The organism is Serratia sp. PL17, from assembly GCF_017832355.1.
In the GTDB taxonomy this organism is placed as follows: Bacteria; Pseudomonadota; Gammaproteobacteria; order Enterobacterales; family Enterobacteriaceae; genus Serratia.
Map to the genome: position 1 here is coordinate 58079 of NZ_JAFIBY010000002.1, position 25147 is coordinate 83225.

General features: G+C 50.9%; 26 protein-coding genes. 14 read left to right on the forward strand and 12 right to left on the reverse strand.

The features are described from left to right. Positions 1 to 6: 6 nt before the first annotated feature. Positions 7 to 315: a biofilm peroxide resistance protein BsmA gene (bsmA, locus tag JOE25_RS08995; RefSeq protein WP_209634294.1), complete on the reverse strand. Its 309-nt coding sequence runs from the start codon at positions 313 to 315 to the stop codon at positions 7 to 9. Positions 316 to 441: 126 nt separating this feature from the next. Here bsmA and yjfP point away from each other — a divergent pair, with 126 nt between their 5' ends. Continuing rightward, entirely contained in the window at positions 442 to 1194 is a 753-nt protein-coding gene (gene yjfP, locus JOE25_RS09000; RefSeq protein WP_209634296.1) for an esterase, read from the forward strand. A 93-nt stretch (positions 1195 to 1287) separates the two neighbouring features. Here yjfP and JOE25_RS09005 read toward each other — a convergent pair whose 3' ends face one another. After that, a complete protein-coding gene (locus JOE25_RS09005; protein WP_209634298.1) occupies positions 1288 to 1554 on the reverse strand; it encodes a DUF1471 domain-containing protein in 267 nt (88 codons plus the stop codon). Between the two features lie 457 nt (positions 1555 to 2011). Between JOE25_RS09005 and rpsF the strand changes: the two genes are divergently transcribed. From rpsF to rplI, 4 genes are read left to right on the forward strand one after another with little or no spacing between them, the layout of a single operon-like run. Next, positions 2012 to 2410, forward strand: coding sequence for a 30S ribosomal protein S6 (rpsF, locus tag JOE25_RS09010; protein WP_006317459.1), 399 nt, complete (start codon positions 2012 to 2014; stop codon positions 2408 to 2410). Positions 2411 to 2418: 8 nt separating this feature from the next. After that, entirely contained in the window at positions 2419 to 2736 is a 318-nt protein-coding gene (priB, locus tag JOE25_RS09015; protein WP_037422542.1) for a primosomal replication protein N, read from the forward strand. Between the two features lie 4 nt (positions 2737 to 2740). Next, positions 2741 to 2968, forward strand: a complete 228-nt coding sequence (gene rpsR, locus JOE25_RS09020; protein ID WP_000135199.1) for a 30S ribosomal protein S18 — start codon at positions 2741 to 2743, stop codon at positions 2966 to 2968. A 39-nt stretch (positions 2969 to 3007) separates the two neighbouring features. Beyond that, the gene (gene rplI, locus JOE25_RS09025; RefSeq protein ID WP_209634300.1) at positions 3008 to 3460 is read left to right on the forward strand and encodes a 50S ribosomal protein L9; all 453 of its coding nucleotides are present in this window, start codon (positions 3008 to 3010) and stop codon (positions 3458 to 3460) included. 240 nt (positions 3461 to 3700) lie between these two features. Here the strand turns inward: rplI and JOE25_RS09030 are convergent, their stop codons facing one another. Beyond that, positions 3701 to 5845 carry a phage tail tape measure protein gene (locus JOE25_RS09030; protein ID WP_209634302.1) on the reverse strand — a complete coding sequence of 715 codons (2145 nt, stop codon included), beginning with the start codon at positions 5843 to 5845 and terminating at the stop codon, positions 3701 to 3703. A gap of 518 nt (positions 5846 to 6363) precedes the next feature. Here JOE25_RS09030 and JOE25_RS09035 point away from each other — a divergent pair. Both JOE25_RS09035 and JOE25_RS09040 read left to right on the forward strand, forming a co-directional pair. After that, positions 6364 to 6564, forward strand: coding sequence for a host cell division inhibitor Icd-like protein (locus JOE25_RS09035; protein WP_174575360.1), 201 nt, complete (start codon positions 6364 to 6366; stop codon positions 6562 to 6564). Then, positions 6557 to 6862, forward strand: coding sequence for a hypothetical protein (locus JOE25_RS09040; RefSeq protein WP_209634304.1), 306 nt, complete (start codon positions 6557 to 6559; stop codon positions 6860 to 6862). Before JOE25_RS09035 ends, JOE25_RS09040 begins: the two co-directional genes overlap by 8 nt. A 384-nt stretch (positions 6863 to 7246) precedes the next feature. On the opposite strand, the gene JOE25_RS09045 is transcribed toward JOE25_RS09040, so the two are convergent. Next, positions 7247 to 7705, reverse strand: coding sequence for a Mor transcription activator family protein (locus tag JOE25_RS09045; RefSeq protein ID WP_174575358.1), 459 nt, complete (start codon positions 7703 to 7705; stop codon positions 7247 to 7249). A 46-nt stretch (positions 7706 to 7751) separates the two neighbouring features. Continuing rightward, positions 7752 to 8657, reverse strand: a complete 906-nt coding sequence (locus tag JOE25_RS09050) for a Mu-like prophage major head subunit gpT family protein (protein ID WP_174575357.1) — start codon at positions 8655 to 8657, stop codon at positions 7752 to 7754. Positions 8658 to 9147: 490 nt separating this feature from the next. Between JOE25_RS09050 and JOE25_RS09055 the strand changes: the two genes are divergently transcribed. Beyond that, positions 9148 to 9501: a DUF488 family protein gene (locus JOE25_RS09055; protein ID WP_209635258.1), complete on the forward strand. Its 354-nt coding sequence runs from the start codon at positions 9148 to 9150 to the stop codon at positions 9499 to 9501. 48 nt (positions 9502 to 9549) lie between these two features. Here JOE25_RS09055 and JOE25_RS09060 read toward each other — a convergent pair whose 3' ends face one another. Beyond that, positions 9550 to 10224, reverse strand: coding sequence for a LysM-like peptidoglycan-binding domain-containing protein (locus JOE25_RS09060; RefSeq protein ID WP_209634306.1), 675 nt, complete (start codon positions 10222 to 10224; stop codon positions 9550 to 9552). A 288-nt stretch (positions 10225 to 10512) separates the two neighbouring features. Here JOE25_RS09060 and fklB point away from each other — a divergent pair, with 288 nt between their 5' ends. After that, positions 10513 to 11133, forward strand: a complete 621-nt coding sequence (fklB, locus tag JOE25_RS09065; protein WP_037423251.1) for an FKBP-type peptidyl-prolyl cis-trans isomerase — start codon at positions 10513 to 10515, stop codon at positions 11131 to 11133. A gap of 43 nt (positions 11134 to 11176) precedes the next feature. Here the strand turns inward: fklB and ytfE are convergent, their stop codons facing one another. Beyond that, positions 11177 to 11842, reverse strand: coding sequence for an iron-sulfur cluster repair protein YtfE (gene ytfE / locus JOE25_RS09070; RefSeq protein ID WP_209634308.1), 666 nt, complete (start codon positions 11840 to 11842; stop codon positions 11177 to 11179). Between the two features lie 120 nt (positions 11843 to 11962). Next, positions 11963 to 13915 (reverse strand): bifunctional 2',3'-cyclic-nucleotide 2'-phosphodiesterase/3'-nucleotidase, encoded by a 1953-nt coding sequence (locus JOE25_RS09075; protein WP_209634310.1) that lies wholly within the window; start codon positions 13913 to 13915, stop codon positions 11963 to 11965. A 380-nt stretch (positions 13916 to 14295) separates the two neighbouring features. On the opposite strand from JOE25_RS09075, the gene cysQ reads away from it, so the two are divergent. After that, positions 14296 to 15036 carry a 3'(2'),5'-bisphosphate nucleotidase CysQ gene (gene cysQ / locus JOE25_RS09080; protein WP_209634312.1) on the forward strand — a complete coding sequence of 247 codons (741 nt, stop codon included), beginning with the start codon at positions 14296 to 14298 and terminating at the stop codon, positions 15034 to 15036. A gap of 1 nt (position 15037) precedes the next feature. Here cysQ and JOE25_RS09085 read toward each other — a convergent pair whose 3' ends face one another. Continuing rightward, positions 15038 to 15595, reverse strand: coding sequence for a YtfJ family protein (locus tag JOE25_RS09085; protein WP_037423240.1), 558 nt, complete (start codon positions 15593 to 15595; stop codon positions 15038 to 15040). Between the two features lie 324 nt (positions 15596 to 15919). Between JOE25_RS09085 and JOE25_RS09090 the strand changes: the two genes are divergently transcribed. After that, the gene (locus JOE25_RS09090) at positions 15920 to 16126 is read left to right on the forward strand and encodes a DUF1107 domain-containing protein (RefSeq protein WP_037423237.1); all 207 of its coding nucleotides are present in this window, start codon (positions 15920 to 15922) and stop codon (positions 16124 to 16126) included. Positions 16127 to 16194: 68 nt separating this feature from the next. Here JOE25_RS09090 and JOE25_RS09095 read toward each other — a convergent pair whose 3' ends face one another. Together JOE25_RS09095 and msrA are read right to left on the reverse strand one after the other, a co-directional pair. Continuing rightward, complete coding sequence (locus JOE25_RS09095) at positions 16195 to 17526, reverse strand: hemolysin family protein (RefSeq protein WP_209634314.1); 1332 nt, start codon at positions 17524 to 17526, stop codon at positions 16195 to 16197. Positions 17527 to 17702: 176 nt separating this feature from the next. Then, entirely contained in the window at positions 17703 to 18341 is a 639-nt protein-coding gene (gene msrA, locus JOE25_RS09100) for a peptide-methionine (S)-S-oxide reductase MsrA (protein WP_209635260.1), read from the reverse strand. Between the two features lie 289 nt (positions 18342 to 18630). On the opposite strand from msrA, the gene JOE25_RS09105 reads away from it, so the two are divergent. Genes JOE25_RS09105 through JOE25_RS09115 form a run of 3 tightly spaced genes read left to right on the forward strand, consistent with a single transcriptional unit; the run spans position 18631 to position 24532 of the window. Further along, a complete protein-coding gene (locus JOE25_RS09105; protein ID WP_209634316.1) occupies positions 18631 to 20367 on the forward strand; it encodes an autotransporter assembly complex family protein in 1737 nt (578 codons plus the stop codon). Continuing rightward, positions 20364 to 24182 carry a translocation/assembly module TamB domain-containing protein gene (locus tag JOE25_RS09110; protein WP_209634318.1) on the forward strand — a complete coding sequence of 1273 codons (3819 nt, stop codon included), beginning with the start codon at positions 20364 to 20366 and terminating at the stop codon, positions 24180 to 24182. The genes JOE25_RS09105 and JOE25_RS09110 overlap by 4 nt, the downstream gene beginning before the upstream one ends. Before the next feature lie 2 nt (positions 24183 to 24184). Beyond that, entirely contained in the window at positions 24185 to 24532 is a 348-nt protein-coding gene (locus tag JOE25_RS09115) for a gamma-glutamylcyclotransferase (RefSeq protein WP_209634320.1), read from the forward strand. A gap of 52 nt (positions 24533 to 24584) precedes the next feature. On the opposite strand, the gene ppa is transcribed toward JOE25_RS09115, so the two are convergent. Further along, on the reverse strand, positions 24585 to 25115 hold the full coding sequence (gene ppa / locus JOE25_RS09120) for an inorganic diphosphatase (RefSeq protein WP_209634322.1): 531 nt from the start codon (positions 25113 to 25115) through the stop codon (positions 24585 to 24587). Between the last annotated feature and the right edge of the window lie 32 nt (positions 25116 to 25147).

Sequence of the window (25147 nt, forward strand, 5' to 3'; positions counted from 1 at the left end):
TAAAGGTTACCGATACAGGATCGCCTGTGAGTACCATTGGCCGGGAACCACGGTTTCACTGTTCATAATGATCATGTAATAACGTGCCCCACTGGCGTTGGCCTTCTGCTGTATTGCCGCTTCCACATCCATCGGGCTGCCGCGGACCAGGGCGCTGGTGGTACCCATTTTCACCAGAGTGCCGGTTTGTGCCCGGGTGATCTCCTGTGCTTGACCGGTCGGTGATGGCGGTGCTTTTGGGGTTGTGGTCATGATGCCGCAGGCGCTAAGCAGCGTGATCAGTGTTAGGGGGAGCAACAGGCGGGAAAGTTTCATGAGCACCTCGGGAAAGTCGACGGCATGATTTCAGTGTAACCCATTATAAATTGGAACAGATTGAGCTAATGCTTTTTAGCGCAAGTTTGCCATTATGAAGGCAACAAATATGCAGAGGGAAAACGGATGATTGAAATCTATGACGAGCGGGCAGGGAATATTGCAGTGATCCACGCGGTGCCTGCGGGGCAGTACCATCAGCCGCTGCCGACGATATTTTTCTACCATGGTTATACCTCGTCTAAAGAAGTGTATGCCTATTTTGGCTATGCGTTAGCCAAGGCAGGATTTCGCGTGGTGTTGCCGGATGCCGATTTTCACGGCGAGCGCTTTGACGGAGATGAACAGAAGCGGTTATCCCGTTTTTGGGAGATCCTGCGCAGCAATATCGATGAGTTGCCGGCGCTGAAAGCGCATTTTGAACAGCGCGGACTGATTGCTGAGGGACGTATCGGCGTTGCCGGTGCGTCTATGGGCGGGATGACGACACTGGGGAGCTTCGCCCGTTACCCATGGGTGAAAGCGGCTGCCAGCCTGATGGGGGCCGGGTATTACACGTCCCTGGCACAGACACTGTTCCCCCCTTTGGATGAACAGGGTAACCCTTTGACAGCAAACGGCTTTGAGGCTCGTATTGCTGCGCTCGCGGATTATGGTCTGGAACACCAGTTGGAGAACATTGCCGATCGCCCTCTGTTGTTGTGGCACGGCGAGGCAGATGATTTAGTGCCGGTGGCAGAAAGCTTGCGGTTGGCGACCGAACTTCGTCAGAGTGGTTGGGATCAACAACTAACGTTGCTTACGGAACCTGACGTCAAGCACCGCATTACACCACAGGCGCTTAGCGCAACGGCCGATTTCTTCAGGCGCACGTTATAAAAAAAGCCCCCTGAATCAGGGGGCTGACGATGACATTCACATTTTTATTTGCCGCTTTTGGGCGCGGCTGACTTCCTGGTGCTGCATTTTCTCTTAGCGATACAGCTCGGCACTCACATGCATGGTGCTGTTGTTTTCAGGTTCATGCAGAGCGATGATCCGATAGGCCGTCGCGCCGCGCTGCTCGGCTATTTTGTTCACTTGGCTACTGGCATCGTCAGGGGAGACAACGTCCTGGTTTAGGGTCACGAACCCAACGCTTTGGCGTTGATCGGCCTGATGTGACGTGATTTCAGTGGCGGCCATGGCATGGGCAGAAAACAGTAAAGCAATGGCAGTGGCGATGGTAACGTGTTTCATAAGTGCCTCTCTTAACTGTTTGCTTCAACGGCCTGACAGCCGGTGCCAGTGCAGCAAAAAGTTATTTGTATGTATTGAATAACCTCGAATCTTTTTCGTCGCGCTGTCTGCGGCGGATAAGTACAATTTTAGACCTTCATTCAGGATTAAAAAGGGAGGTATTTTGATAGCCTCTTTCAAAAAAAATGAATGAATTTTGCGCGTCAGTGATGATTTCATTGAAAGATTTTCTGAAGTGATGGATCTGTGTACATAGGTTGTGCAGACAGCAAATCGTGCTATTTCCGTAGCAGGCTCGCATTACTGATAATAAATCCCCCTCGGTCCTTGAGTTTCCCCGCTGGCGCAAGTATGATTACGCGTCATTTTTTCAGCCGCACACACATACACGTTCCTTGCTTCCATGGGCCGCGGTTGACCCTGACAGGAGGCTGAATAATCCGTAAGGAGCAATTCGATGCGTCATTACGAAATCGTTTTTATGGTCCATCCTGACCAAAGCGAACAGGTTCCGGGCATGATCGAGCGTTACAGTGCTACCATCACTAACGCTGCTGGTCAGATTCACCGTCTGGAAGACTGGGGCCGCCGTCAACTGGCTTACCCGATCAACAAACTGCACAAAGCTCACTACGTTCTGCTGAACGTTGAAGCTCCGCAGGAAGCGATCGATGAGCTGGAAACAAACTTCCGCTTCAACGACGCCGTTATCCGTAGCATGGTTATGCGCGTTAAGCACGCGGTAACTGAAGCATCTCCGATGGTTAAAGCGAAAGACGAACGTCGTGGCGATCGCCGCGAAGACTTCGCTAACGAAACCGCAGATGATGCAGATGCTGGGGATTCTGAAGAGTAATTGCTGCCGTGACATCTAATCGTCTGGTTTTGTCGGGCACTGTGTGCAAGACGCCGGTTCGAAAAGTGAGTCCTTCCGGGATACCCCACTGCCAATTTGTGCTTGAGCACCGTTCGCAGCAAATGGAAGCCGGATTCAGCAGACAAGCATGGTGCCGAATGCCCGTGGTTGTCAGCGGACAACAGTCACAAGCACTAACTCAAAGATTAACGGTCGGCAGTCAGATAACCGTGCAAGGCTTTGTTAGCAGCCATCAAGGGCGCAACGGGCTGAACAAACTGGTTCTGCATGCCGAGCAGATTGAATTGATAGATTCTGGAGACTAGCCTAATGGCACGTTATTTCCGTCGTCGCAAGTTCTGCCGTTTCACCGCGGAAGGCGTTCAAGAGATTGACTATAAAGACATCGCTACGCTGAAAAACTACATCACTGAAAGTGGTAAAATTGTCCCGAGCCGTATTACCGGTACTCGTGCAAAATATCAGCGCCAGCTGGCCCGTGCTATCAAGCGCGCGCGCTACCTGTCTTTGTTGCCGTACACTGATCGTCATCAGTAATCGGCCACTGTCCATTAACGACTTTGAGAGGATAAGGTAATGCAAGTTATTCTGCTTGATAAAGTAGCAAACCTGGGCAGCCTGGGTGATCAAGTTAACGTTAAAGCGGGCTACGCCCGTAACTTCCTGGTACCACAGGGCAAAGCTGTTCCTGCTACCAAGAAAAACGTAGAGTTCTTCGAAGCACGTCGTGCAGAACTGGAAGCCAAACTGGCTGACGTTCTGGGCGCTGCTGAAGCTCGCGCAACCAAGATCAACGAACTGGGTTCAGTCACCATCGCGTCTAAATCAGGCGACGAAGGTAAACTGTTCGGCTCTATCGGCACCCGCGACATCGCTGACGCAGTTACTGCGGCAGGCGTTGAAGTTGCCAAGAGCGAAGTTCGTCTGCCGAATGGCGTTCTGCGTACCACTGGTGAACACGAAGTTCACTTCCAGGTACACAGCGACGTGTTCGCACAGCTGAATGTAGTTGTGGTAGCAGAAGCTTAATCGCTCCTGTTCACCAAGTTAAAACGCCAGCCTCGTGCTGGCGTTTTGCTTTTCTGCGTCCGGTAAAACGCGTTATCCTGCCAGCACCTTGGGTGAGGAGCAGCGGCAAATGGCAGAGATTCACTTAGAACGCGTGTATGGGTTTACAGGCCCTGCACTGTAGCGCGGCGATTTATTTTGCATAGATTAGCGGCCTATTTTGCATAGACCACCACTACTAGCAACTTATACCTAGGTCAGTTATTCATGCCCTCTTGGGCCGCGAGCAGCTTGACCGCCAAGGTAATCGCTAACCGCCTCACCAATAGTGCGCTCATCAAGTTTAACAACAGATGTTAGATGGATTTTTAGGTCATCCTTCGTTAGTGAGGCAGGCTGTCTTTTTAAGTAATCAGGAACACCGAAATTAGCAGTATCAGGTAAGGAGCCGAATGGGTCGACACTGCCACTGGATACCTTCGGCACCTTAATTCCACTGGAAGGGTTATCCCAGCGATTTTTTATAATTTCAGTAGCAATATCAACAAAGCTATAACCAGATGTTCCCGCTTTAATTGAACTGACTTTACCGGACATGTCGTTATTCTTAAATTCATCGCGAAGATAATCACGTGTACTTGTTAGAGCAACAGAACCCGCTGTTACGTAAAGTGCTGGTATAGAAATACCCGCAGCATTTGCAGCCCCTGGGATAGGTGAAGACGTTTTAGGTAAACCAATATTAGTCCCACCCTGTAATAGTCGTATGCCACCAAAAACGACAGCAGCCGCTGTCATTGCCTTAATACCAAGTTCAGCGCCTGCTAACGCAGTAGTTAACCCCGGGTATTGACTAGAGTAATCGGAAAGTTCTTTTGATAATCGCCCCAAAACATCAGATACAGTTTTCATTGAGTCGATCTCTGCAAAATCCTTATCATTCTGGAACTGTTCAGTTTTGAAGTCATTACTAGATGATATGACTTTAAACGCAGCCTCGCCTGCACCAAAGGAATTCTCAGTTCCGGCAATTTGTTCCTTAATGAAATCCCGCTTTAAAATCTTTGTCTTTAAAGCCATCCCCGCTTGCTGGTCTGCGACTATATTTGCAACTAAAGATGAAACCAGCACATCCATAGCGGCACTTAGGTCAGCTTCTTTACTTGTACCCTTATATTTATTTAATTTATTTTCGAGCGCTTTATAATCCTTATTGCTCTCGACAATTCCAGTTATGGCTTTCATATTGGCATCAGCAGTGTTGACCCCCTGAGAACGCTGAGAAACAAGATACTGCTCATAAGACAATGCCTTCCCATCTTTACCCCTGAACTTATAGTTCTTGAGTGAATTTTTAATATCAGCGCTGACAATTTTATCCATTAGGTTATTGATATTAGTCGAGGCAGCACTGTTATCACCAGCTGTAAGGGCGTTTGCTTGGTTTTCTGCTAGCAATTTATCTATATCCTTTAACCCTCCCATCCCTAAAGCTTTACCTTTTGACATTTGCTGAGGAAGTCCTCTTGCCATGTCAGCTAACTCATAGCTGCCGTTTTCGCCAGAACGAATTAATTTATCAAAGAGTTCTGGCAATTGTTCTTTAGTAATACCGAAAAGGGCAATAGCCGCAGAAGCAACTTTTGCAAGGTCTTGAGGGGCAGCACCTGACGCAGTAGAATAGCGCATTATTGATGGCAGCATCTCCATGGCAGTTTCAGAGTCAACCTGCCCATCAGCAAAAATATTATTTAATGTTTCCGCCGCTGTTTCTCTTGTTCCACCACCATATTTTACAGCCTTTTTTATAGCATTATTCATGACGGGAACTTTTTTAATACGCTCCTCCGGGCTAAGGTCATTGAAACCGGTATTTGACATCATGAGAAGCCGTCGCTCATAACTCATCTGGTTTTTCACTGGCTGAGCTATCACAGATGCACCCGCCAAAATCCCACCACCTATGGCTAATGCATTAGAGCCAATGCCACGGGCGCGCTCCATGCGACTCATAGCTAGGCCTGCACCATTAAGTTCTTCCCGCAACCGCCCAACTTTTTGCGTCATTGCTGTGAATGCCCGGCTTTGGTCGTTTGCCGACATTATTCCGCTACGAGTCAAACGCATATAAGCTGCTTGTGTTTGTGTTATTTCACGCTGAATTTCACGTTCTGATCGGACTCCAAGTGTAGACCTTGCTGAAGCTGCTCTTCGATATTCATCTTGCAGGGCTCTGGATGCCTGAATGCCTCGAGAAGCATTCTGTTGCTGAGATTTGGCAAGTTGATCCCCTTGCTTCTCAGCAGCCTTCGTTTGTTGTATAGCGTCTTGCATTGCTTTGCGTAAAACCTTTGAACCAGTATCACGCGCCGTTAATTGCAGGGCTAAAGAAAGATTTCTAGACATGATTTTTCCTTTCTATAGGAACATAATAACGTTAATTAATAACTTAAATTAACTATGCAAAATAAATCGCAAAACAATGCAGAATAAATCGCAAATTAAGTGAAGTCATTCACAACAAAAAGATACCATAATGTGATAATGACAAAGAAGGAAAAACAAAAAGCCATGATTTCTAATATAAAATAGCCAGCTATAAAGCTGGCTTTAGGTAGTTACCCTTTAGGTGTTATTCCTCGAGCATGTAATTCTTTTCGCAAAACACGTTTAATCCAAGTTGCTAAAGATGAATCTCCATCGAGCCTAGCTTGCTCCTCTAACTGCGATCGGAACTCCTCCGGTAGTCTCATCTGATACTGTGGAGATCTCTTCTCTTGCTGTGTTGACATGGTCGTTACCCGGGTCTATTATCATTTACATGGTAACGACCATTGTAATTACAGTTGCCACACAAAGCAACGCCTCTGAGTGTTACCAGCACAGCAGAGGCGTCTGACCACTACGTTACGGAGATTAACGCTATGGCTAAGTTCCATTGTACTCATACTCAACCAAAATATCAGTATCGCTTTCTTGCGATAGCTCGGCTTGACTTGGCCGCTGTTCCTTGTCGCCTGAGTGTCGAAGCCGCTTCGGAAAGCGAGGCAAGACAGATTTTAGCTCAACAATTCATCCTGTCGCTCGCTGCACGCCTCCCATCTAAGGAGACCACTCATGGATAAAAGAGAGGTAAGTTCGTGTGTCGACCTGCTGAGAAGCGGCGATCTACTCAAATTATCGGGTGAGGAAGCTAAGAACATTCTATCTGATGCGGAAAATACGAAGGACGGCTTAATCTGCGGGATAGAATCGATAGGAACATTGATGGAACACTATTCCGCCGAATGTCTTATCAGGCGTACAGCTCATGATATGAGCGCTCAAGATATGCAATCCATTGGTATGTTTTTAATGACAGCGACAAAGCTGGTACGTGCACTAGACGATGTCATCACGAGCAGCGCTGACAGTACCGAATGAATTATGCATTGATTGTTCACCTTAAGGCTCCCGGCACTGTCGGGAGTTTTCACATTGCCACATCAAAACCGCCTATTTTCAAATTCGCCATGTAAGCCACTACAAGAAGACATAACCTTATAGCTGTAGGTTAGGGTGAGTGACAATCAATAAAGCTAAATTAAAGCGATTTAAACGGGTTTTAAAGTAGCATTCTAAGGTGGTCTTAGCGAACTTTAACGTTTTTATTGAATCGGTGTATTTTCAGAGGGCAGCGCTGTACTAGTTGGCATGGATAAGGATGGCACTAGATGGTAGTTCATAGCCAGAAAGAGAAAAAAGAAACCCCGGGCATACTGATTATATGACCGGGGTTTTAGGGATAAATACTCGAACGATTAAAACTTAGTGTATGTTATTTATAATGTCAACTGCTGTGTTAAATTTTTTCCAAATATCCCACCCATGCCTGTCGCTTATCTGGTGTGATATTGAAACGCTTTTGATTGCACTGGTAAGAGATGAACCTTTCATAATTGCCTTTTTCACATCGCTTACAAAACGTAGATGTCTCACCCTCGTCAGTAAGATATTTTCCCTTGGAATATATAGTTTTTCACCACTAAAATGGTTACATAATGCGCGGGCGGCTTCTAGACCAATAGCATTAGAAAGCTTTGAAAAAGAATCGCAATTCCATTTGCGTTTTGGAAAATCAAAGTAAGCACCGCCGAAACTTCCAAATAGTTTTCTTGCGTTTTCAATACCAATAACCTGAACAATCAATTCACCTGTTGGTGTAAGTAGTTTTGATAATTCTTGATTACCAAATTTATCAATACAATAATTCATTTTAGCACCCACTTTGAAAATCCAAAATTACGTGGCAAGCATGGCTCGCCAGAAATATTTAAGGAAGGTGTGGTGAAACAACTACCTCAACCAACCCGTAATTTGGGTTTGGTTTCTGATTATCTAAGGTCTCAGCCTTCGCAATATAAAACGCCGCCTCCCTGTTTGATTGCCCTACTAACAGAATTTTAGGTTGAATAGCCAAGGGGCGTTCTTCTTCTGTTTTTTGTGATGACATTCTATCGTACAATTCTGCAAAGTTAGTGGGGGTTAGGGCTAATTTACTTGCAAATGCTAACTGCCAGAAACTAAAGCCCATATTCCCACGGGCACGAACACCGAAAATAAACTCATCGCGCATAAACGTATTATAATCATCGATTTCGTTAACTCTGGCAAGTTCATACTTTTCGCGCACTTGAAAAATGAACGGTTTAACTGCTCGTGAGTTATCCAAAAGATACCATGCGGGCATTTCATCTTCACTGCTTACCGGTAATTGAACGTTGGATGCTTTAGATTCTTCAACGCCGTTCATTACCGGATGCTGTTCACTGAAAAACGGTTTACCATCATAACAACGAGCAACAAAACCAGACTTAATTAGCTCAAATAGTAATTCATCCGGATGCCGAGCGGCAGCGCCACCCATTTCCTGGAAGAATGCCGCATACAATCCTATTTGGTCGTCGGCAATATCATCACGCTTAATTTTAATTGTTGATTCAAACTTTCTATTTTTAATATTATAGCTATAAGCGCTTATGTTTTTTACTATGCGTTCACCCACCCATTCACGCAGTGACGGAAACCCACTCAACCATGCATAATTCGTTTCACTGGTTGATGATGGGATTATTGTTGAAATCTGCGGATAGAGAGTTTTGACTGATTCAAACTCTTTCTTATACAGAACTTGACCATTGATAAAAAGGCCGCCGATTGTTTGCTTGTTAACTAGCATGTGGAGATATCCTTTGGTTTAAACGGGTAGGTTACGTTAATACAGAGCAAGGATATCACCACTGAACTCGTTCACCTGCATGAAGGGGTTCAGTGCCTTTAATTGGCTCGCTTACCTTTCAAAAAGAAAGGCACGATTTATCTATATTGGTTTCTTGATCAAAATCATAGAGTTAACTAAAAAGAAAGGAGCGAGGTAAACTTTATCATGATTTTCTTTTCACTAAAACAATAAAGAAAGCCTTCGATCACAAGGCAAGATAAAAATCATCCACTACTTAAACTCACACTCTTATCGCTAAGCTACTGTTTAAGATCGATTTTATTATTGTTGCTCAATAGTTTTAAAAAAACGTTCAAAATCCTTTAAAAGATGCTCAGATTTATGCAAATTAAAACGCAAAACTTGCCTATATTGATCATTTTATTATCAGCTATGCAAAATCAAATAAGTCGTCCGGAATCCTTATTTTCACTGGCCTCGCGGCGAAATTCCCCCACCTCACCAAGTGTGCAAAATAGATCACTCCCCCACAGCACCGGTTAACTGTTACCTGATTGACCGGTTATGGCCGCGGGGCATCAGTAAGGAGCAGTTACTGGGAGTGCAGTGGCTAAAAGAGATTGCGCCAGATAACACACTACGACAGTGGTTTCACCAGCACCTTGAACAGTGGGAATTATTTGAGAGCCGTTACCGGCAGCAATTGGCTGAAAATGACGCCTGGCGGCCCCTGGTGGCGTTATTACGGCAAGGGGAGCCCTTAACCTTGCTCTATGGCAGCAAAGACACACAGCACAACCACGGCATCGTGCTGCGCGACTTTTTATTGGCGCAGATTTAAGTTGCCTGGCCATTGCGTGCGATCACGCGGTCAATGGCGGGGCAAGGTTTAACGCTCGCGGCGATAGCTGCCGTCGGCCTGGCGGCGGAATAATACCTGAGTGTTATCCGCGGCAGTGACCGATAACGCAGTAATCACGCCGTTGGTGTCACGTTCGATACGCACTTCCTGGCCGGCCTTCATGTTGCTGAGTGGTTTATCGTTACCTTCCACCTGCGCCATCGCGAAGACTTCATTCACCGGCAGACTATTGTCGCGGAACAGTTGCGCCAGTGTTTGCCCTGGTTGGATCTGGTAACGCTGCCAGTTGCCGGCGGGTTCCGGTTCGGCGGCGTGCTGCTGCTGAGGATCATTTTGCAGATCGGCCTGCAGGGGTATGTTGTTGCCCTGCTGGGTGACCGGGAATGGCTGCCCGCTGTTTTCCGATGAATACGGCCACAGCAGTGCCAGTAGCAAGATGCAGCCGAAAATCAGTGTCCAGCGGCGGTGGAAATAGGGTAATGGCTCCATCCAACCGAAGCCGTCCGGCAGGTGCCAGATCTTCAGCAGTAGCGCTTTGATGTTTTGCCCCTTACCGCTTTCCGGTGGTTGTTCTGAATCCGGATTCTCTACTGCCTCTGGCGCGGACCCCGGCTTCAGGCGCTGGCTGAAGTTCAGCCAGGTGCGCAACAACGGCTGGTAGACTCGGGTGGTCTTCCTTCTCCTGGGCGAGATTCTGCCCATGGTAACCTCTCTTCAACGGCGTAAAAATATCACGGTACAAAAGGGTGTACCGCCGACCCGATGCCCTGTTTCCAGTATAGTCTGCTAACTGATTGAAGTGAAAGGCAGCAGCAAACCCATGCCTGTTGCGACAGGCGATTCGCCTGGGCTCGCGGGAGCGGGTGTTAACTGAGGGTTATTGTTTCTTTTTCTACGACAAAAGTCATCATTCTCCACACAAGATTTTACCCGGCATTGCGGCGCTGTTATGCTGCGCTTTCGACTTTTTACAGACTAAAGGAAAACCCCATGACAACCCCTTCTTTTGACAGCGTTGAAGCGCAGGCGAGCTACGGGATTGGTTTACAGGTCGGCCAGCAGTTACAAGAGTCCGGTCTGGAAGGTTTACAACCGGAAGCTTTGCTGGCAGGTTTGCGTGACGCGCTGGAAGGGAATGCCCCGGCGGTTCCGGTAGACGTGGTGCACCGTGCGCTGCGTGAAATCCACGAACGTGCGGATGCCGTGCGTCGTGATCGTCAACAGGCGATGGCTGTTGAAGGCCAGAAATTCCTGGAAGACAACGCCAAGCGTGACGAAGTGACGCTGACCGAATCCGGTCTGCAGTTCTCCGTACTGGAGCAGGGCAATGGCCCAATCCCGTCCCGTCAGGATCGCGTGCGTGTGCATTACACCGGCCGTCTGATCAACGGTGACGTGTTCGACAGCTCCGTAGAGCGCGGCCAACCGGCAGAATTCCCGGTTAGCGGTGTGATCCCAGGTTGGATCGAAGCGCTGACCCTGATGCCGGTCGGTTCTAAATGGCAGTTGTATATTCCACACGACCTGGCCTACGGCGAGCGTGGTGCTGGCGCATCCATCCCGCCATTCAGCGCGCTGGTGTTTGACGTCGAACTGCTGGAAATCCTGTAATCCTCTGACAGGTTTCTCTGGGCGCCTACATGGCGCCCTTGTTTTATGCGCCGTTCAGTGCGCGCGGGAACAACAGGTTGTTCTCCAGATTGATGTGTTCCATCAGGTCACCGATGAACTCGTCGATACCGCCATACAGCGCCTGCCAGGTATTGCAGGCACCTTCTGGTGGCGTCACGTTGTTGGTGAGGAACTTTACCACTTCCAACTGTTCGCCCGCGTCGTCATGCTCATGTTCCATCACCGAGATGGGGCCACTCGCCTGGCGTCCCATACCTTGCTTGATCATCGGGAACAGGATCTGTTCTTCTTTCATCATATGATTTTCCAGATCCAGCCGGATCAGGTTCAACTGTTTCGCCAGTCCACGTGGACAGGTGGGTTTGTCGGCATGAACCCGTTCGACTTTTTCTGCCATCAGTACCAGCTCGGCTAACTGTTCACGGTGCCGCTGATGGAAGCGTGGCAGGATATAGTCAATCACTTCGCCGAGGGGCGCAGTGCGCCAGTCGCGGGTTTGTTCCGGTTTGGCGGCGAGGACGGCCAATTCGGTTTCCAGCCGGTCGATATCCAGCCCTCTGCGCTCGGCGGCGCGTTGCAGCGTTTGTTTGCCGCCACAGCAGAAATCCAAGTCGTTCATGCGGAACAGGCGTGATGCCCGGGGAATGGCGATGGCGAGAGCGCCGAGGGATTGGTCACGGTAATTCATGGGAAGGCCTCTTTAAATGAAAAACTATAACATGCATTTTAAATGCAATTTAAAGGGCGCGCCAGAGAGAAAAAGGGGTAGATGGCCAGAGGGAAGGTGATTTCCCCTCCGGCCTACTGCTTATTTGCTGCTTAAATCAATCTGATAAACCGCAAATCCAATGTTATCCGTACCTTCGGATTTCATTGGATACTGGGCATGGGTTTTGATAAACGCCGTAGCCTTCTCGCTTGGTGATGTTTCGAAACGAATATCCAGTGGCTGAGGGTTACTGAACGTCGCCAAACGCCAGTTATTATCCACCTGTGGCCGTACTGCGCCATGCAGCTGAGTTTCAGCGCTGATATAAGCGGCCAGCACCGAACGGTTCTCATCCGGCGAAGCGAAGGCAATATGCTGATCGCCGGTGCCGGCAAACTTACCACCGTAAGCACGGTAGTTATTGGTGGCAACCAGGAAGGTGGCGTTTGGATCAATAGGCTTGCCTTTGAACGTCAGATCTTTGATGCGTTCCGCCTTATCGTTGATCAACTGGCATTCACCGTCGTAACGCGCTGGCTGGCTGACGTCGATCTGGTAATTTACCCCGTCAATCACATCAAAGTTATAAGTGCGGAAACCGTCCCAGTTGATCAGGCCCTGTGGTTTGGGGCTGTTAACGTCGATCTGGTTGAATTGCCCAGCGGAACACTCGAGCCACTCCTTCACCTCTTTGCCGCTGGCTTTCACGACCACCAAGGTATTGGGATAGAGGTAAAGATCCGAAGCGTTACGGAAGGTGAGCTGGCCTTTTTCCACTTCGACGAAGCTGGCCGGATCGTTTTTGCGTCCGCCCACCTTGAACGGTGCAGCGGCTGACAGCACGGGCAGGTCGGCCAGGTCGGGATCGCCCTGAATATAGTGCTCGACGTAAGCCTTCTGCGCGTTATTCACGATTTGCACCGTGGGATCATCCTGAATCAGTGCCAAATAGCTGTACATGTTGTCGTCCGCTTTACCGACGGGTTTACTGACGAAATCACGTGTGCCTTTATGATCTTCCGCCAGGACTTTCACCAGACTGGCATCTTCTGCAGCCAGCGATTTCTTGTTCTCTTTGTCGTAGATTGGCCGTGCTTCCGCTTTGGCGGAGGCCACTTTCCAACTGCCAGAGTCGTTGTTTAGCTGCAGATCGACTACGCCGAGGTGATCACCCCATTGACCCGGCATTACCGCAGGTATGCCATTGAGCGTACCCTGTGCAATGTCTGCGCCTTTGATATTGGCAAAGTCCTTACTTGGGAACACGGCGTGAGCATGGCCGAACATGATGGCGTCAATGCCTGGTACTTGGCTGAGGTAGTACACCGAATTTTCTGCCATTGCCTTGTATGGCTCGCTGGACAAGCCGGAGTGCGGGATAGCGACCACCAGGTCGGCGCCTTGTTTGCGCATTTCCGGTACATAGCGTTTAGCGGTTTCGGTGATGTCGTTAACCCTAACCTTGCCCTGCAAGTTGGCTTTATCCCAGACTAAAATTTGCGGCGGTACAAAACCGATATAGCCAATTCGCAAAGTATGTTCTTTGCCATCACGATCTTTTACCGGTGTATCGACGATAATGTAAGGTGTGAACAAGGGTTTCTGTGTTTTAGCGTCGATGACGTTGGCGTTGATATACGGGAATTTGGCTCCGGCAATGGCATTTTTCAGGTAGTCGAGCCCGTAGTTGAACTCGTGGTTACCGATGTTGCCAACCACATAGTTCAGGGTATTCATTGCTTTATACACCGGGTGAACATCTCCCGGTTTCAAGCCTTTGGCCGCCATATAGTCGCCGAGCGGGCTACCCTGAATAATGTCGCCATTGTCCACCAACACCGTATTGGCCGCTTGTTGACGTGCCTGTTCAATCAGGCTGGCGGTACGCACCAGACCGAATTTATCGGTCGGTTTATCCTTGTAGTAATCGAAGTCCATCATGTTGCTGTGCAGGTCGGTTGTTTCCAGCACGCGCAGATCGACCGTAGCCGCCTGCACCGAGGCGCAAACCAGTACAGCGAGGGCAGACAACGTCAGCGAACGCTTCATCATTTTTGGCTTTCTCCATTCCATTTTTCGAGTTTTATCGCAGAGGGACATGTAATTAACATTGGTTGTCTCACCAAACTGTGAAGTGTGGCAGAAAACTGACCGAGGTATCTGAGGAAATATCGCAGTTGTGACGGGAAAGACTTGAGTAATTACCGCAGGTTAAATCGTTGTGATGGATATTCCCTGCAAAAAAAACTAGGCTGCTAGCAATGAGAAAGGGGAAATGCCCCACTGAACTGTATACCCGTCATACTTGAAGTTGCCTCTTTGTTGGCTACGTCTGGTCACTCCGGTCACATAGTGGACTGTGCTCCGGGGATCCGTAGACTTGCCACCGCGATGCAGTTCCAGTTATTCAGGGTATTTATCTGAGGTGAATGATGTTAGAACAAATTTGCCAACTGTCCCGCGAGGCGGGTGCGGCGATCATGGCGGTGTATCAAGGTGAACAACCGCTTGATGCTGCAAAGAAAAAAGACGATTCTCCGGTGACAGCGGCCGACTTGGCGGCGCACCATATTATCAAACGCGGTCTTGCGGTATTAACGCCGGACATCCCGCTGCTCTCAGAGGAAGATCCACCGGCGTGGACTGAACGGCAGAGCTGGACGCGTTATTGGCTGGTCGATCCGTTGGACGGCACCAAGGAATTCCTCAACCGCAATGGTGAATTCACGGTAAATATTGCGCTGATTGAAGACGGCCAAGCCGTGATGGGCGTGGTTTACGCCCCGGCGATTGACGTGCTGTATCTGGCGGAACGCGGCAAAGCCTGGAAAGAAGAAAAGGGCCGACGCCAGGCCATTAGCGTCAGTAACGCCCACCCACCGCTGGTGGTCGTCAGCCGCTCACACAGTGACGAAGAATTGAAGGATTACCTGAACCAGTTGGGCGAGCATCAGACGGTTTCTGTCGGATCCTCGTTAAAGTTTTGTCTGGTCGCGGAAGGTAAAGCGCAGCTGTACCCACGTTTTGGGCCAACTAACATCTGGGATACCGCTGCCGGTCATGCCGTCGCCGTTGCGGCCGGGGCGCAGATCCACGATTGGCAGGGCAAACCTTTGCTCTACACACCGCGTGAATCGTTCCTTAACCCCGGCTTTCGGGTGTCGCTGTTCTAATTTACTTTGCCAGAAGCTGGTGCAGTTGGGTCATGACCTGCTGCACTTCTTCCGGTGTCAGTGCGCCGTCTTTGGCAAACTGGATCCTGCCTTGATTATCCAACACTACAATGGCTGAGCCCTTTGGCTGCAGATCCCACGCTTTGCGTACGTTGCCGTTGCTGTCGACAATAAACTGCGACCACGGGAACTCTTTCTTGCTGTCTTCAATGCTGTTGCGCACAAACATCGCGGTGCCGAGTAACGCGTCGTCGGTATTCACAATTGTCGTCGTTTGGTAACGATCGTGCGGTAGCTTAGCTTTCTTAATCGCTTCTATCAGTGGGTCGTTCATGTCCTTGGCTGAGCTGCGGCCGGCAATGTGTTGGATCACTCGCACTTTCCCACTGAGCTGCGCGCTATTCCAGTTTTGATAGCTAAACTTATTATTAGCGTAATCCAGCTCTCCTTTATCGCTGACGCCAACCGGCGCGACGCGTTGCTGGAGCTGGAAGTTGTGCGCGGAGGCAAAAAGGGGAGCAAACAGCAGGGATACAATGAGCATGTGACTTTTTTTCATGCCTTCTCCTTAAGGGGAAATGGTGCCGACAGCACCCGATAGCCTAAAGCATAGGTGGTGATCAGAGGTCTGTCCTGTTAGCCGGATCGCAGTTTTTCCTTCTGGGGGCAAATGCCTGTATTTTGAAGGGATATACTGAAAAAGTTATATATTATCATATACAATTCTGTCAAAAGGTGTAAATCCAGTGCAGATCTCCAAGCGGAAATGAACGATATGGTCTTTACTGGGTCTACTACATGGCAATCACGTTGCGTTCTTATTTTAGAGGCTGCCACCTTGGCGGCTCGCTGAGCGCATGGACAAACGGAGGAGAGTAATAGAATGAGAATCTTCCAGCGTTATAATCCGTTGAAAGTGGCAAAGTATGTAAAGACCTTGTTTCGCGGTCGGCTGTATATCAAAGATGTTGGTGCGTTTGAATTCGATGAAGGAAAAATCCTGTTGCCAAAAATCCGCGACAGGCGCCATTTCAGTGTGATGTCAGAGGTAAACCGTCAGGTGTTGCTGCTGCAGTCTGAAATGGGGTGATTGGGCACAGAGCGCCAATCAAAAAATACGGCCCCGAGGGGGCCGTTTATGTTTTTGCTGTAGGTGCGTCAGGCTGAAGGGGTGTCGTCCGGCGCTTTTGGCAGCGTCGACGCCGGCTTATCGCTCAACCGGGTGACCAGCAGCTGGTCAATCTTGTAGCTGTCGATATCTACCACTTCAAACTTGTAGCCGGCATATTTGACGAAATCGGTACGCTTAGGGATCTTGCGCAGCATATACATCATAAAGCCGCCAATAGTCTCGTAGTTACCTGCTTGTGGGAACTCGTCGATATCCAGCACGCGCATCACGTCATCGATAGGCGTACCGCCTTCAATCAGCCATGAGTTCTCATCGCGCGCCACGATCTGTTCTTCCTGACCCTGGCCGACCAAATCACCCATCAGCGTGGTCATTACGTCATTCAGCGTGATGATGCCCACAACCAACGCATATTCATTGAGAATGACGGCAAAGTCTTCACCCGCCGTTTTAAAGCTTTCCAATGCTTCAGACAACGTCAGGGTATCTGGCACGATCAGGGCTGAACGGATCTGCACACCACTGCTCAATACCAGGCTTTGATTACCCAGCACGCGGTTTAACAAGTCTTTGGAGTCAACGTAGCCGACAACCTGATCGATATTGCCGTCACACACCAGGAACTTGGAGTGCGGATGCGTTGAGACTTTCTCGATGATGCTTTCTTCGCTCTCGCGCAGATCAAAGTAAACCACGCTTTCGCGTGAGGTCATCGACGAAGGCACCGTACGTGATTCCAGCTCGAAAACGTTTTCGATCAGTTCATGCTCTTGCTTACGCAGAACGCCAGCCAGCGCACCGGCTTCCACCACCGCATAGATATCGTCGGAGGTGATGTCGTCTTTACGCACCATCGGCAGTTTGAACAGACGGAAAATCAGGTTTGCCATACCGTTGAAGAACCAAACCAGCGGCCGGAAAATCATGATCGAGAAACGCATCGGGTTGATGATCCGGACGGCGACCGTCTCTGGTGCAATCATACCGATGCGCTTCGGCGTCAAATCTGCGAACAGGATAAACAAGCTGGTCACCAGCACGAACGAGCAGATGAAGCTAACCTGCTCAGCCATCTCTGGGGATAAGAAACGGTCGAACAACACTTTAAAACTAGGAGAAAAGGCTGCATCACCGACGATACCACCCAGGATGGCGACGGCGTTCAGGCCAATCTGTACCACGGTAAAGAACAACCCCGGCGTTTCTTGCAGCTTGAGGACTTTGGTGGCATTGACGTTACCTTCGTCAGCCATCAGTTTCAGTTTAATCTTGCGTGACGCGGCCAGAGATATTTCCGACAGCGAGAAAAACGCACTCACTGCGATCAGAAAAAGAATCAGTAAAATACTGTTTAACATAATCTATCCATACGTGCCGACGGGATGACGGCGCTCTTGAGGAAGGGTAGTACATTGTAAAAAAAGTAGTGATAACAACCAGAAAGGAGGCTATCAGGCCGCAGATGCGGCCCGCACAGTATAGCAGCAGCCCTACAGGAGCCGCCAGCGGTTAAAAATTACCGCTGGCCAGTGAGTTAGCGTTGAGGAGGCAAGCAGACACCGATACCGCCCAAGCCACAGTAGCCTTCAGGGTTCTTGTACAGATATTGCTGGTGGTCATCTTCGGCATAGTAAAACGGCAGCGCGGGCACGACTTCAGTCGTGATGGTGCGCTTGTCGCCCGCTTCAACCATGGCCTGCTGGAAGCGCTGCAGGCTGTTTTCGGCTTCGGCCTGCTGCTCTGGCGTTAGCGTATAAATTGCCGAGCGGTACTGGGTGCCGACATCGCCACCTTGACGCATGCCCTGTGCCGGGTCGTGGTTTTCCCAGAAGACCTGCAGCAACTGCTTATAGCTGATGACTTTCGGATCGAACACGACACGAACCACCTCGGTATGGCCAGTCTGGCCACTGCACACTTCACGGTAGGTTGGATTCGGCGTATAGCCGCCGCTGTAGCCCGCAGCGGTGCTGTATACCCCCGGCTGTTGCCAGAACAGGCGCTCGACACCCCAGAAACAGCCCATGGCGAAGATCGCTACCGCCATGCCATCCGGCACGTGAGTCATCGAATGATCGGTGACCACATTGAGTGTGGCAACCGGCATGGGAGTCGTGCGGCCAGGCAGTGCGTTCGCCTTGTCGACGGTTTGTGTTTTATCAAAAAATGGCACCACGGTTGACTCCTGTTGTCACAGTAAGAATTGGCCTAAGACGCGGCAGTTCGGTTGTATCTAACCGAAACTTTGCCCACAATAAGCTACATATTCAGATTATGTATCAGATTAACGCAGTATTTAGAGCGCCAAAAGCGAAGAATGCGCCAGTTTACTGCGACAGTAAAACCGTAACATGCAGCGTCTGGAATAATGCTGAAAGGGTTGCCGTCTTGATAGCGCGGAGTATGCCCTGGTACCAGAGCGAGTGTTATTACAGGAAAGTAAAATAAATTAAGGAGAACGCGTGCCACGATACCGAGCCCTGTGCTTTTTGTGTGCGCTGCTCGCGACGCCTGCGGCGTATTCGGCGAATGTGCGGCTGCAGGTTGAAGGACTTAGCGGGGAACTGGAAAAAAACGTCCGGGTGCGTTTGTCATCCATCACGCCGGAAGAGGTCAGCACTGACGGCCGTTTCCGCGCGCGCGTGGATGAAGCTGTCCGTCAGGGGCTGCGAGCGCTCGGCTATTATCAACCCACCATCGACTTTACCCTGGACGATCGCCCAGGTCTGTCACGTCCGGTATTGCATGCCAAGGTGAACCCAGGTGAACCCGTGCGGATTGCCGGTGCCAATATTGTGTTGGAAGGCGGCGCGAAAACCGATGACGACTACCTGGCACTGGTCAAGAAAGGCAAGCCGACGATAGGCGAGATCCTCAATCACGGCAAGTACGACAGCTTTAAAGGGTCATTGACCGGCATGGCGCTTCGCAAAGGCTATTTCGATGCTGACATGACCAAAAGCCAGCTTGGTGTCGCGGAAGATCTGCATAAGGCCTATTGGGACATCGACTTCAACAGCGGACAGCGTTATCGCTTCGGCCAAGTGAAGTTCAGCGGCTCGCAAATCCGTGAAGACTATCTGCAAAATCTGGTGCCCTTTCATCAGGGGGATTACTACAGCTCGGAGGATTTGGCCGAGCTGAACCGCCGTTTGTCCGCCACCAACTGGTTTAACTCGGTGGTTGTGTCTCCTGATTTCCAAGACGCCAAAGAGAACAAGATTTTGCCGCTAGATGCGTTGGTAACGCCACGCACCCGAAACACCATTGAAACCGGGGTGGGTTATTCCACGGATGTTGGCCCGCGCGTGAAGGGCACCTGGAAAAAACCGTGGCTCAACGATCGTGGTCACAGCCTGGAAACCAGCGCCAGTGTTTCGGCCCCGGAACAGCAGCTCGATTTGACCTATAAAATCCCGTTGCTGAAGAATCCGCTTGAGCAGTATTACCTGCTGCAAGGGGGGTTCAAAAACGTCGACCTCAACGATACCAAATCCGTTACGTCAAAAGCCGTGGTCTCCCGTAACTGGGATCTGTCCAGCGGCTGGCAACGGGCGATAAACCTCACCTGGCGTTGGGACCACTTTACTCAGGGTACCGTGACCAATACGACTATGCTGTTGTATCCCGGGGTGAGCGTAAACCGGACCCGTTCCCGGGGGGGGTTGATGCCGACCTGGGGCGACAGTCAACGTTATTCTATTGATGTGTCTGACAGCACCTGGGGCTCAGACGTGGACTTTGCGCTGATGCAGGCACAGAACGTCTGGATTCGCACGTTGGCCGACAAGCACCGCTTTGTTGCGCGTGGGCAGGTAGGGTGGATTGAAACCAACGACTTTGAAAGAGTCCCGCCAGACCTGCGATTCTTCGCCGGTGGTGACCGCAGTATTCGCGGTTATAAATACAAGGGCATTTCCCCTCGCGACGACGACGGCAAGTTGACCGGGGCCTCTAAAATGCTGACCGGCTCGCTGGAGTATCAATATAACGTGACCGGCAAATGGTGGGGCGCAGTGTTTGTGGATTCCGGTGAAGCCGTAAACGATATCACCCAGAGTAATTTCAAGACCGGTGCCGGTTTTGGTGTGCGCTGGCAGTCACCGGTCGGCCCGGTGAAACTGGATATCGCTGCTCCGGTTGGGGATAAAGATACCCACGGGGTGCAGTTCTATATTGGTTTGGGGCCTGAACTATGAGCCTGATAAAAAAGATTTGCCTGGGTTTCCTGATTATCCTGCTGCTGCTGATTGGCGGGGTTGCGTTCTTGCTGGGCACCACCAGTGGTTTGCATATGGTGATAAACGGTGCGGCGCGTTGGGTGCCGGGACTGGATATTGCCAGTGTCAGCGGCGGTTGGCGTGATCTGACGCTGAAAGGCGTGAAATATCAAATGCCGGGTGTCACCGTGAATGCCGGGCAGTTCCATTTGTCACTCGATCTGGCCTGCTTTAAAAACAGTGCGTTGTGCGTCAATGCGTTGACGGCACAGGATGTGGACGTCGTGGTGAAAACCAAAGAAATGACGCCGTCCGCGCCAGTCGAAGAGACCAGCGAGCCAACAACCAATCTCAGCACGCCATACCCGATTACTTTGCGCATGTTGGCGCTGAATAACGTCAAAGTCAGCGTAGACGACACGGCGATTTCGCTTGCTGAATTCCGTACCGGTGCTCAGTGGCAGGAACGTGCGTTGACACTGCTGCCAACCAAGATCAGCGGATTACTGATCGCACTGCCGAAAACGCCGCAAAATCCGCTGCCGGAGGCCGTGCAGCCGGTGGTAGACGCAGCGAAGAAAGTAGAGGAAAAGGCCAATCCGGCCACGAAACCCGTACCGCAGCCCGAAGAGAAGCCACTGGGCGAAACGCTGAAAGAACTGTTCGCGAAACCGTTGCTGCCGGACTTGCCGGATATCCGTTTGCCGCTGGACATCACTGTCAAGGAGATCAGGGGTGAACAGCTACGGCTGACAGGGGATACCGACGTACTGATCGCAAGCTTGCTGTTGCAGGCCAGCACTCAAGATCAGCATATCAAGCTCGACAATTTCGATGTGAAATCCCCACAGGGCACGTTGTCAGCGCAAGGGCAGGCAACGCTGACCGGCAGTTGGCCGGTAGAGATGGTCGCCAACGGCACGGTGAACATCGAACCGCTGAAAGGCGAAAAGATCAAACTGAACATTGGCGGTGGTTTACGCGAAGAACTCAAGGTCGCACTCAACCTCTCTGGGCCCGTTGGCGCGCAGCTTGATCTACAAACCCAATTGGCCGAGGCCGGTTTGCCGCTCGCGTTGACGCTGCAAAGCAAACAACTGAAATGGCCTCTGAGCGGTGAGGCGCAGTACCAGATCAATGATTTCCGCCTGCGTTTCAATGGCAAGGCGACCGATTATGCGTTGTCGACACGTGCAAATATCAAAGGGCAGGATCTGCCCCCAGCCGTATTGACGCTGGACGGTAAAGGCAACACTGACCAGTTTAAGCTGGAACGCCTGCGGTTGGCCGCCTTGCAGGGCAATACCGATCTGACGGCGCTGGTGGACTGGAGTAAGGCTATCAGCTGGAATTCACAGCTGACACTGAGTGGGATCAATACCGCTAAGCAGTGGCCGGAATGGCCAGCGAAGTTGGACGGTAAAATCACCACGCGTGGCAGCCTGCACGGCGGCAGTTGGCAATTGCAGGTCCCCGTGCTGCAACTCGACGGTAACGTGAAGCAGAACAAGGTCACTGCACGTGGCACGCTTAGCGGCAATGCCGCCGGTCAGTGGAAAATCCCAGGTATCGACCTGACGCTGGGACGCAACCAACTGAACGTGAAGGGCCAACTGGATGAAAAGAGTTGGAACCTGGATGCAAATATTGACGCACCGCGTCTGGACGGTGCCCTGCCAGGGCTCGGCGGTACGGCGAAAGGCTTGATTAAACTGCGTGGTAACCTGCAGGCACCTCAATTATTGGCCGATCTGACCGCGTCTGGTCTGCAGTGGCAGGCGTTACGCATTAACCGTGTGAAAATCGACGGCGACGTGCGTTCCAGCGATCAAATTCAGGGCCAACTGGCTGTGCGTGTTGAACGGCTCAAGCAAGATGCATTGGACATCAACCTGCTGACGCTGGATGCCAAAGGCAGTGAAAAACAGCATCAGTTGCAACTGAAAATTGATGGCAAACCGGTATCCGGCCAACTGGCGTTGCAAGGCAGTTTCGACCGTCAGCAGCAACGCTGGCGCGGCAACCTGAACAACACGCGTTTCGATACGCCGGTGGGCGAATGGCGATTAACGCGCGCCATTGCGCTGGATTACCTGAATACCGCGCAGAAAATCAGTATTGGGCCACATTGCTGGCAGAACCCGAATGCCGAACTGTGCGTGCCGAAAACTATCGAAGCTGGTCAGAGCGGCCAGGCAAGCGTTGTGCTGAACCGTTTTGATCTGGCGATGATCAAACCTTTCCTTGGCCCGGAGACGGCTCTGAGTGGCGTCTTTACCGGACGGGCCGACGTTAGCTGGAAGCCTGGTGGTGCACTGCCAGAGGCGAAAGTCTCGTTGGTGGGCAACGGGGTTAAAGTGGTACAGCAGGTGCAGGGGAATCCATTGCCGATTGCCTTTGACAAGTTGAACCTCAATGCCGGCCTCACCAACGGTCGGGCGCAGGCCGATTGGTTGATCAAACTGAATAACAATGGCCAGTTTGACGGCAATATTCAGGTGGCTGATCCACAGGTACGCCGCAATATCAGCGGTAACGTCAATATCACGAATCTTTCACTGGCGATGATTAACCCGGCGCTGATGCAGGGCGAAAAAGCCGCGGGTATGTTGAACGCCAACCTGCGTTTGGGCGGCAGTGCATTAAAGCCTTTAGTGTATGGCCGGATGGCTCTGGACAAGGTGAAGGTGCAGGGGCACTGGATGCCGTTTGACATGACGGAAGGCCGGCTGGCGATGAATTTCGACGGCATGACGTCGACGTTGGAAGGGTTGGTCAGCACGACCCACGGTCAGCTTAACCTGTCCGGTGATGCCGATTGGCGTGATATCAACGCATGGCGTGCACGCATTGCCGCTAAGGGCGATAAGCTACGCGTGACGGTACCGCCCATGATCCGGATTGATGTGTCGCCGGATTTGATATTCGAGGCCACGCCGCAGCTGTTCTCGCTCAACGGTTCCGTTGATATTCCTTGGGCGCGCATTACGGTGCAGGAACTACCAGAGAGCGCTGTGGGTGTTTCCTCAGACGAGGTGATGCTGGATGACCAACTGAAGCCGTTACAACCGAAAACGGCGGCGATCCCGATCAATAGCAACCTGATGATCCACGTTGGCAATGACGTGCGGCTTGATGCCTTTGGTCTGAAGGCGCGATTAAAGGGCGATCTGAAAGTTGTGCAGGATAAAAACGGGTTGGGCTTGAATGGTCAGATTGACATCCCATCCGGGCGCTTCCATGCTTATGGTCAGGATTTGATTGTCCGCAAGGGACAGCTGCTGTTCTCGGGGCCACCGGATCAGCCGTTGTTGAACCTTGAGGCCATCCGTAATCCGGAGTCGACCGAAGACGATGTCACCGCAGGGGTGCGCGTCACCGGGCTGGCTGATGCGCCGAAGTTGGAGGTGTTCTCGGACCCGGCAAAATCGCAGCAGGAAGCGCTGTCTTATCTGTTGCGTGGGCAAGGACTGAATAGCTCCGGCGCTGATGGTAACGCAATGACCTCAATGTTAATTGGGATGGGGGTTGCACAAAGTGGTCAACTTGTGGGTAAAATCGGCGAGGCGTTTGGCGTAAGTAATTTGGCCCTGGATACTCAAGGGGTCGGTGACAGTTCGCAGGTTGTCGTGAGCGGTTATGTTCTCCCAGGCTTACAAGTAAAATATGGGGTGGGTATATTCGACTCACTGGCCACGCTGACGTTGCGCTACCGCCTGATGCCTAAGTTGTATCTGGAAGCGGTGTCTGGTCTCGACCAGGCATTAGATTTGCTCTATCAGTTTGAGTTTTAGCGATGCGAATAATTGTCTACGGCAGTTTACGACGCAAACAGGGAAACAGCCATTGGATGACCAACGCCCAATGGCTCGGCGAGCATGAGCTCGAAGGCTATCAGATTTATAATCTGGGCCATTACCCGGCGGCGATCCCTGGAGAGGGCACGGTACATTGTGAGGTGTACCGTATTAACTCATCGATATTGGCCGAGCTGGACGAACTGAAAAGCAACACCCGGGACTATAAGCGTGAGCTGATTCAGACGCCTTATGGGAGTGCGTGGATCTACCTGTATAAACACAGCGTAGACGGTTACCCGCGGATTCAAAGCGGAGACTGGCTGAAGCGTCTCGACGAAAAGTAAAAAAAAACACCGCTCACTGAGCGGTGTTTTTTTATCGAGCGGCAGGTAAGAATTACTTCTTGGCTGCGCGTTCGAAAGAGGCAACGATTTCAGCTTTAGCCGCGGCAGCATCTGCCCAGCCTTCCACTTTCACCCATTTGCCTTTTTCCAGATCTTTGTAGTGCTCGAAGAAGTGAGCGATCTGCGCTTTCAGCAGTTCTGGCAGGTCGTTCACATCTTTGATGTGATCATATTCTTTGGTCAGCTTGCTGTGCGGTACGGCAACCAGTTTCGCATCTTCACCGGCTTCGTCAGACATCTTCAGCACGCCAACCGGACGGCAGCGGATCACAGAGCCAGGCTGCAGTGGGTATGGCGTCGGCACCAGCACGTCAACCGGGTCACCGTCCAGAGACAGGGTGTGGTTGATATAACCGTAGTTGCACGGGTAGAACATCGCGGTGGACATGAAACGGTCAACGAACAGCGCGCCGGTGTCCTTGTCGATTTCATATTTGATCGGATCGGCGTTTGCCGGGATTTCGATAACTACGTAGATGTCTTCCGGCAGGTCTTTGCCAGCAGGGACCAGATTCAAGCTCATGTCGGTTTCCTTTAATCAAACCAGAAATGGAG

Coding starts and splice junctions, on each gene's coding strand:
- bsmA (WP_209634294.1), bottom strand. CDS start 315: ATGAAACTTTCCCGCCTGTTGCTCCCCCTAACACTGATCACGCTGCTT.
- yjfP (WP_209634296.1), top strand. CDS start 442: ATGATTGAAATCTATGACGAGCGGGCAGGGAATATTGCAGTGATCCAC.
- JOE25_RS09005 (WP_209634298.1), bottom strand. CDS start 1,554: ATGAAACACGTTACCATCGCCACTGCCATTGCTTTACTGTTTTCTGCC.
- rpsF (WP_006317459.1), top strand. CDS start 2,012: ATGCGTCATTACGAAATCGTTTTTATGGTCCATCCTGACCAAAGCGAA.
- rpsR (WP_000135199.1), top strand. CDS start 2,741: ATGGCACGTTATTTCCGTCGTCGCAAGTTCTGCCGTTTCACCGCGGAA.
- rplI (WP_209634300.1), top strand. CDS start 3,008: ATGCAAGTTATTCTGCTTGATAAAGTAGCAAACCTGGGCAGCCTGGGT.
- JOE25_RS09030 (WP_209634302.1), bottom strand. CDS start 5,845: ATGTCTAGAAATCTTTCTTTAGCCCTGCAATTAACGGCGCGTGATACT.
- JOE25_RS09035 (WP_174575360.1), top strand. CDS start 6,364: ATGGCTAAGTTCCATTGTACTCATACTCAACCAAAATATCAGTATCGC.
- JOE25_RS09040 (WP_209634304.1), top strand. CDS start 6,557: ATGGATAAAAGAGAGGTAAGTTCGTGTGTCGACCTGCTGAGAAGCGGC.
- JOE25_RS09050 (WP_174575357.1), bottom strand. CDS start 8,657: ATGCTAGTTAACAAGCAAACAATCGGCGGCCTTTTTATCAATGGTCAA.
- JOE25_RS09060 (WP_209634306.1), bottom strand. CDS start 10,224: ATGGGCAGAATCTCGCCCAGGAGAAGGAAGACCACCCGAGTCTACCAG.
- fklB (WP_037423251.1), top strand. CDS start 10,513: ATGACAACCCCTTCTTTTGACAGCGTTGAAGCGCAGGCGAGCTACGGG.
- ytfE (WP_209634308.1), bottom strand. CDS start 11,842: ATGAATTACCGTGACCAATCCCTCGGCGCTCTCGCCATCGCCATTCCC.
- JOE25_RS09075 (WP_209634310.1), bottom strand. CDS start 13,915: ATGATGAAGCGTTCGCTGACGTTGTCTGCCCTCGCTGTACTGGTTTGC.
- cysQ (WP_209634312.1), top strand. CDS start 14,296: ATGTTAGAACAAATTTGCCAACTGTCCCGCGAGGCGGGTGCGGCGATC.
- JOE25_RS09085 (WP_037423240.1), bottom strand. CDS start 15,595: ATGAAAAAAAGTCACATGCTCATTGTATCCCTGCTGTTTGCTCCCCTT.
- JOE25_RS09090 (WP_037423237.1), top strand. CDS start 15,920: ATGAGAATCTTCCAGCGTTATAATCCGTTGAAAGTGGCAAAGTATGTA.
- JOE25_RS09095 (WP_209634314.1), bottom strand. CDS start 17,526: ATGTTAAACAGTATTTTACTGATTCTTTTTCTGATCGCAGTGAGTGCG.
- JOE25_RS09110 (WP_209634318.1), top strand. CDS start 20,364: ATGAGCCTGATAAAAAAGATTTGCCTGGGTTTCCTGATTATCCTGCTG.
- JOE25_RS09115 (WP_209634320.1), top strand. CDS start 24,185: ATGCGAATAATTGTCTACGGCAGTTTACGACGCAAACAGGGAAACAGC.
- ppa (WP_209634322.1), bottom strand. CDS start 25,115: ATGAGCTTGAATCTGGTCCCTGCTGGCAAAGACCTGCCGGAAGACATC.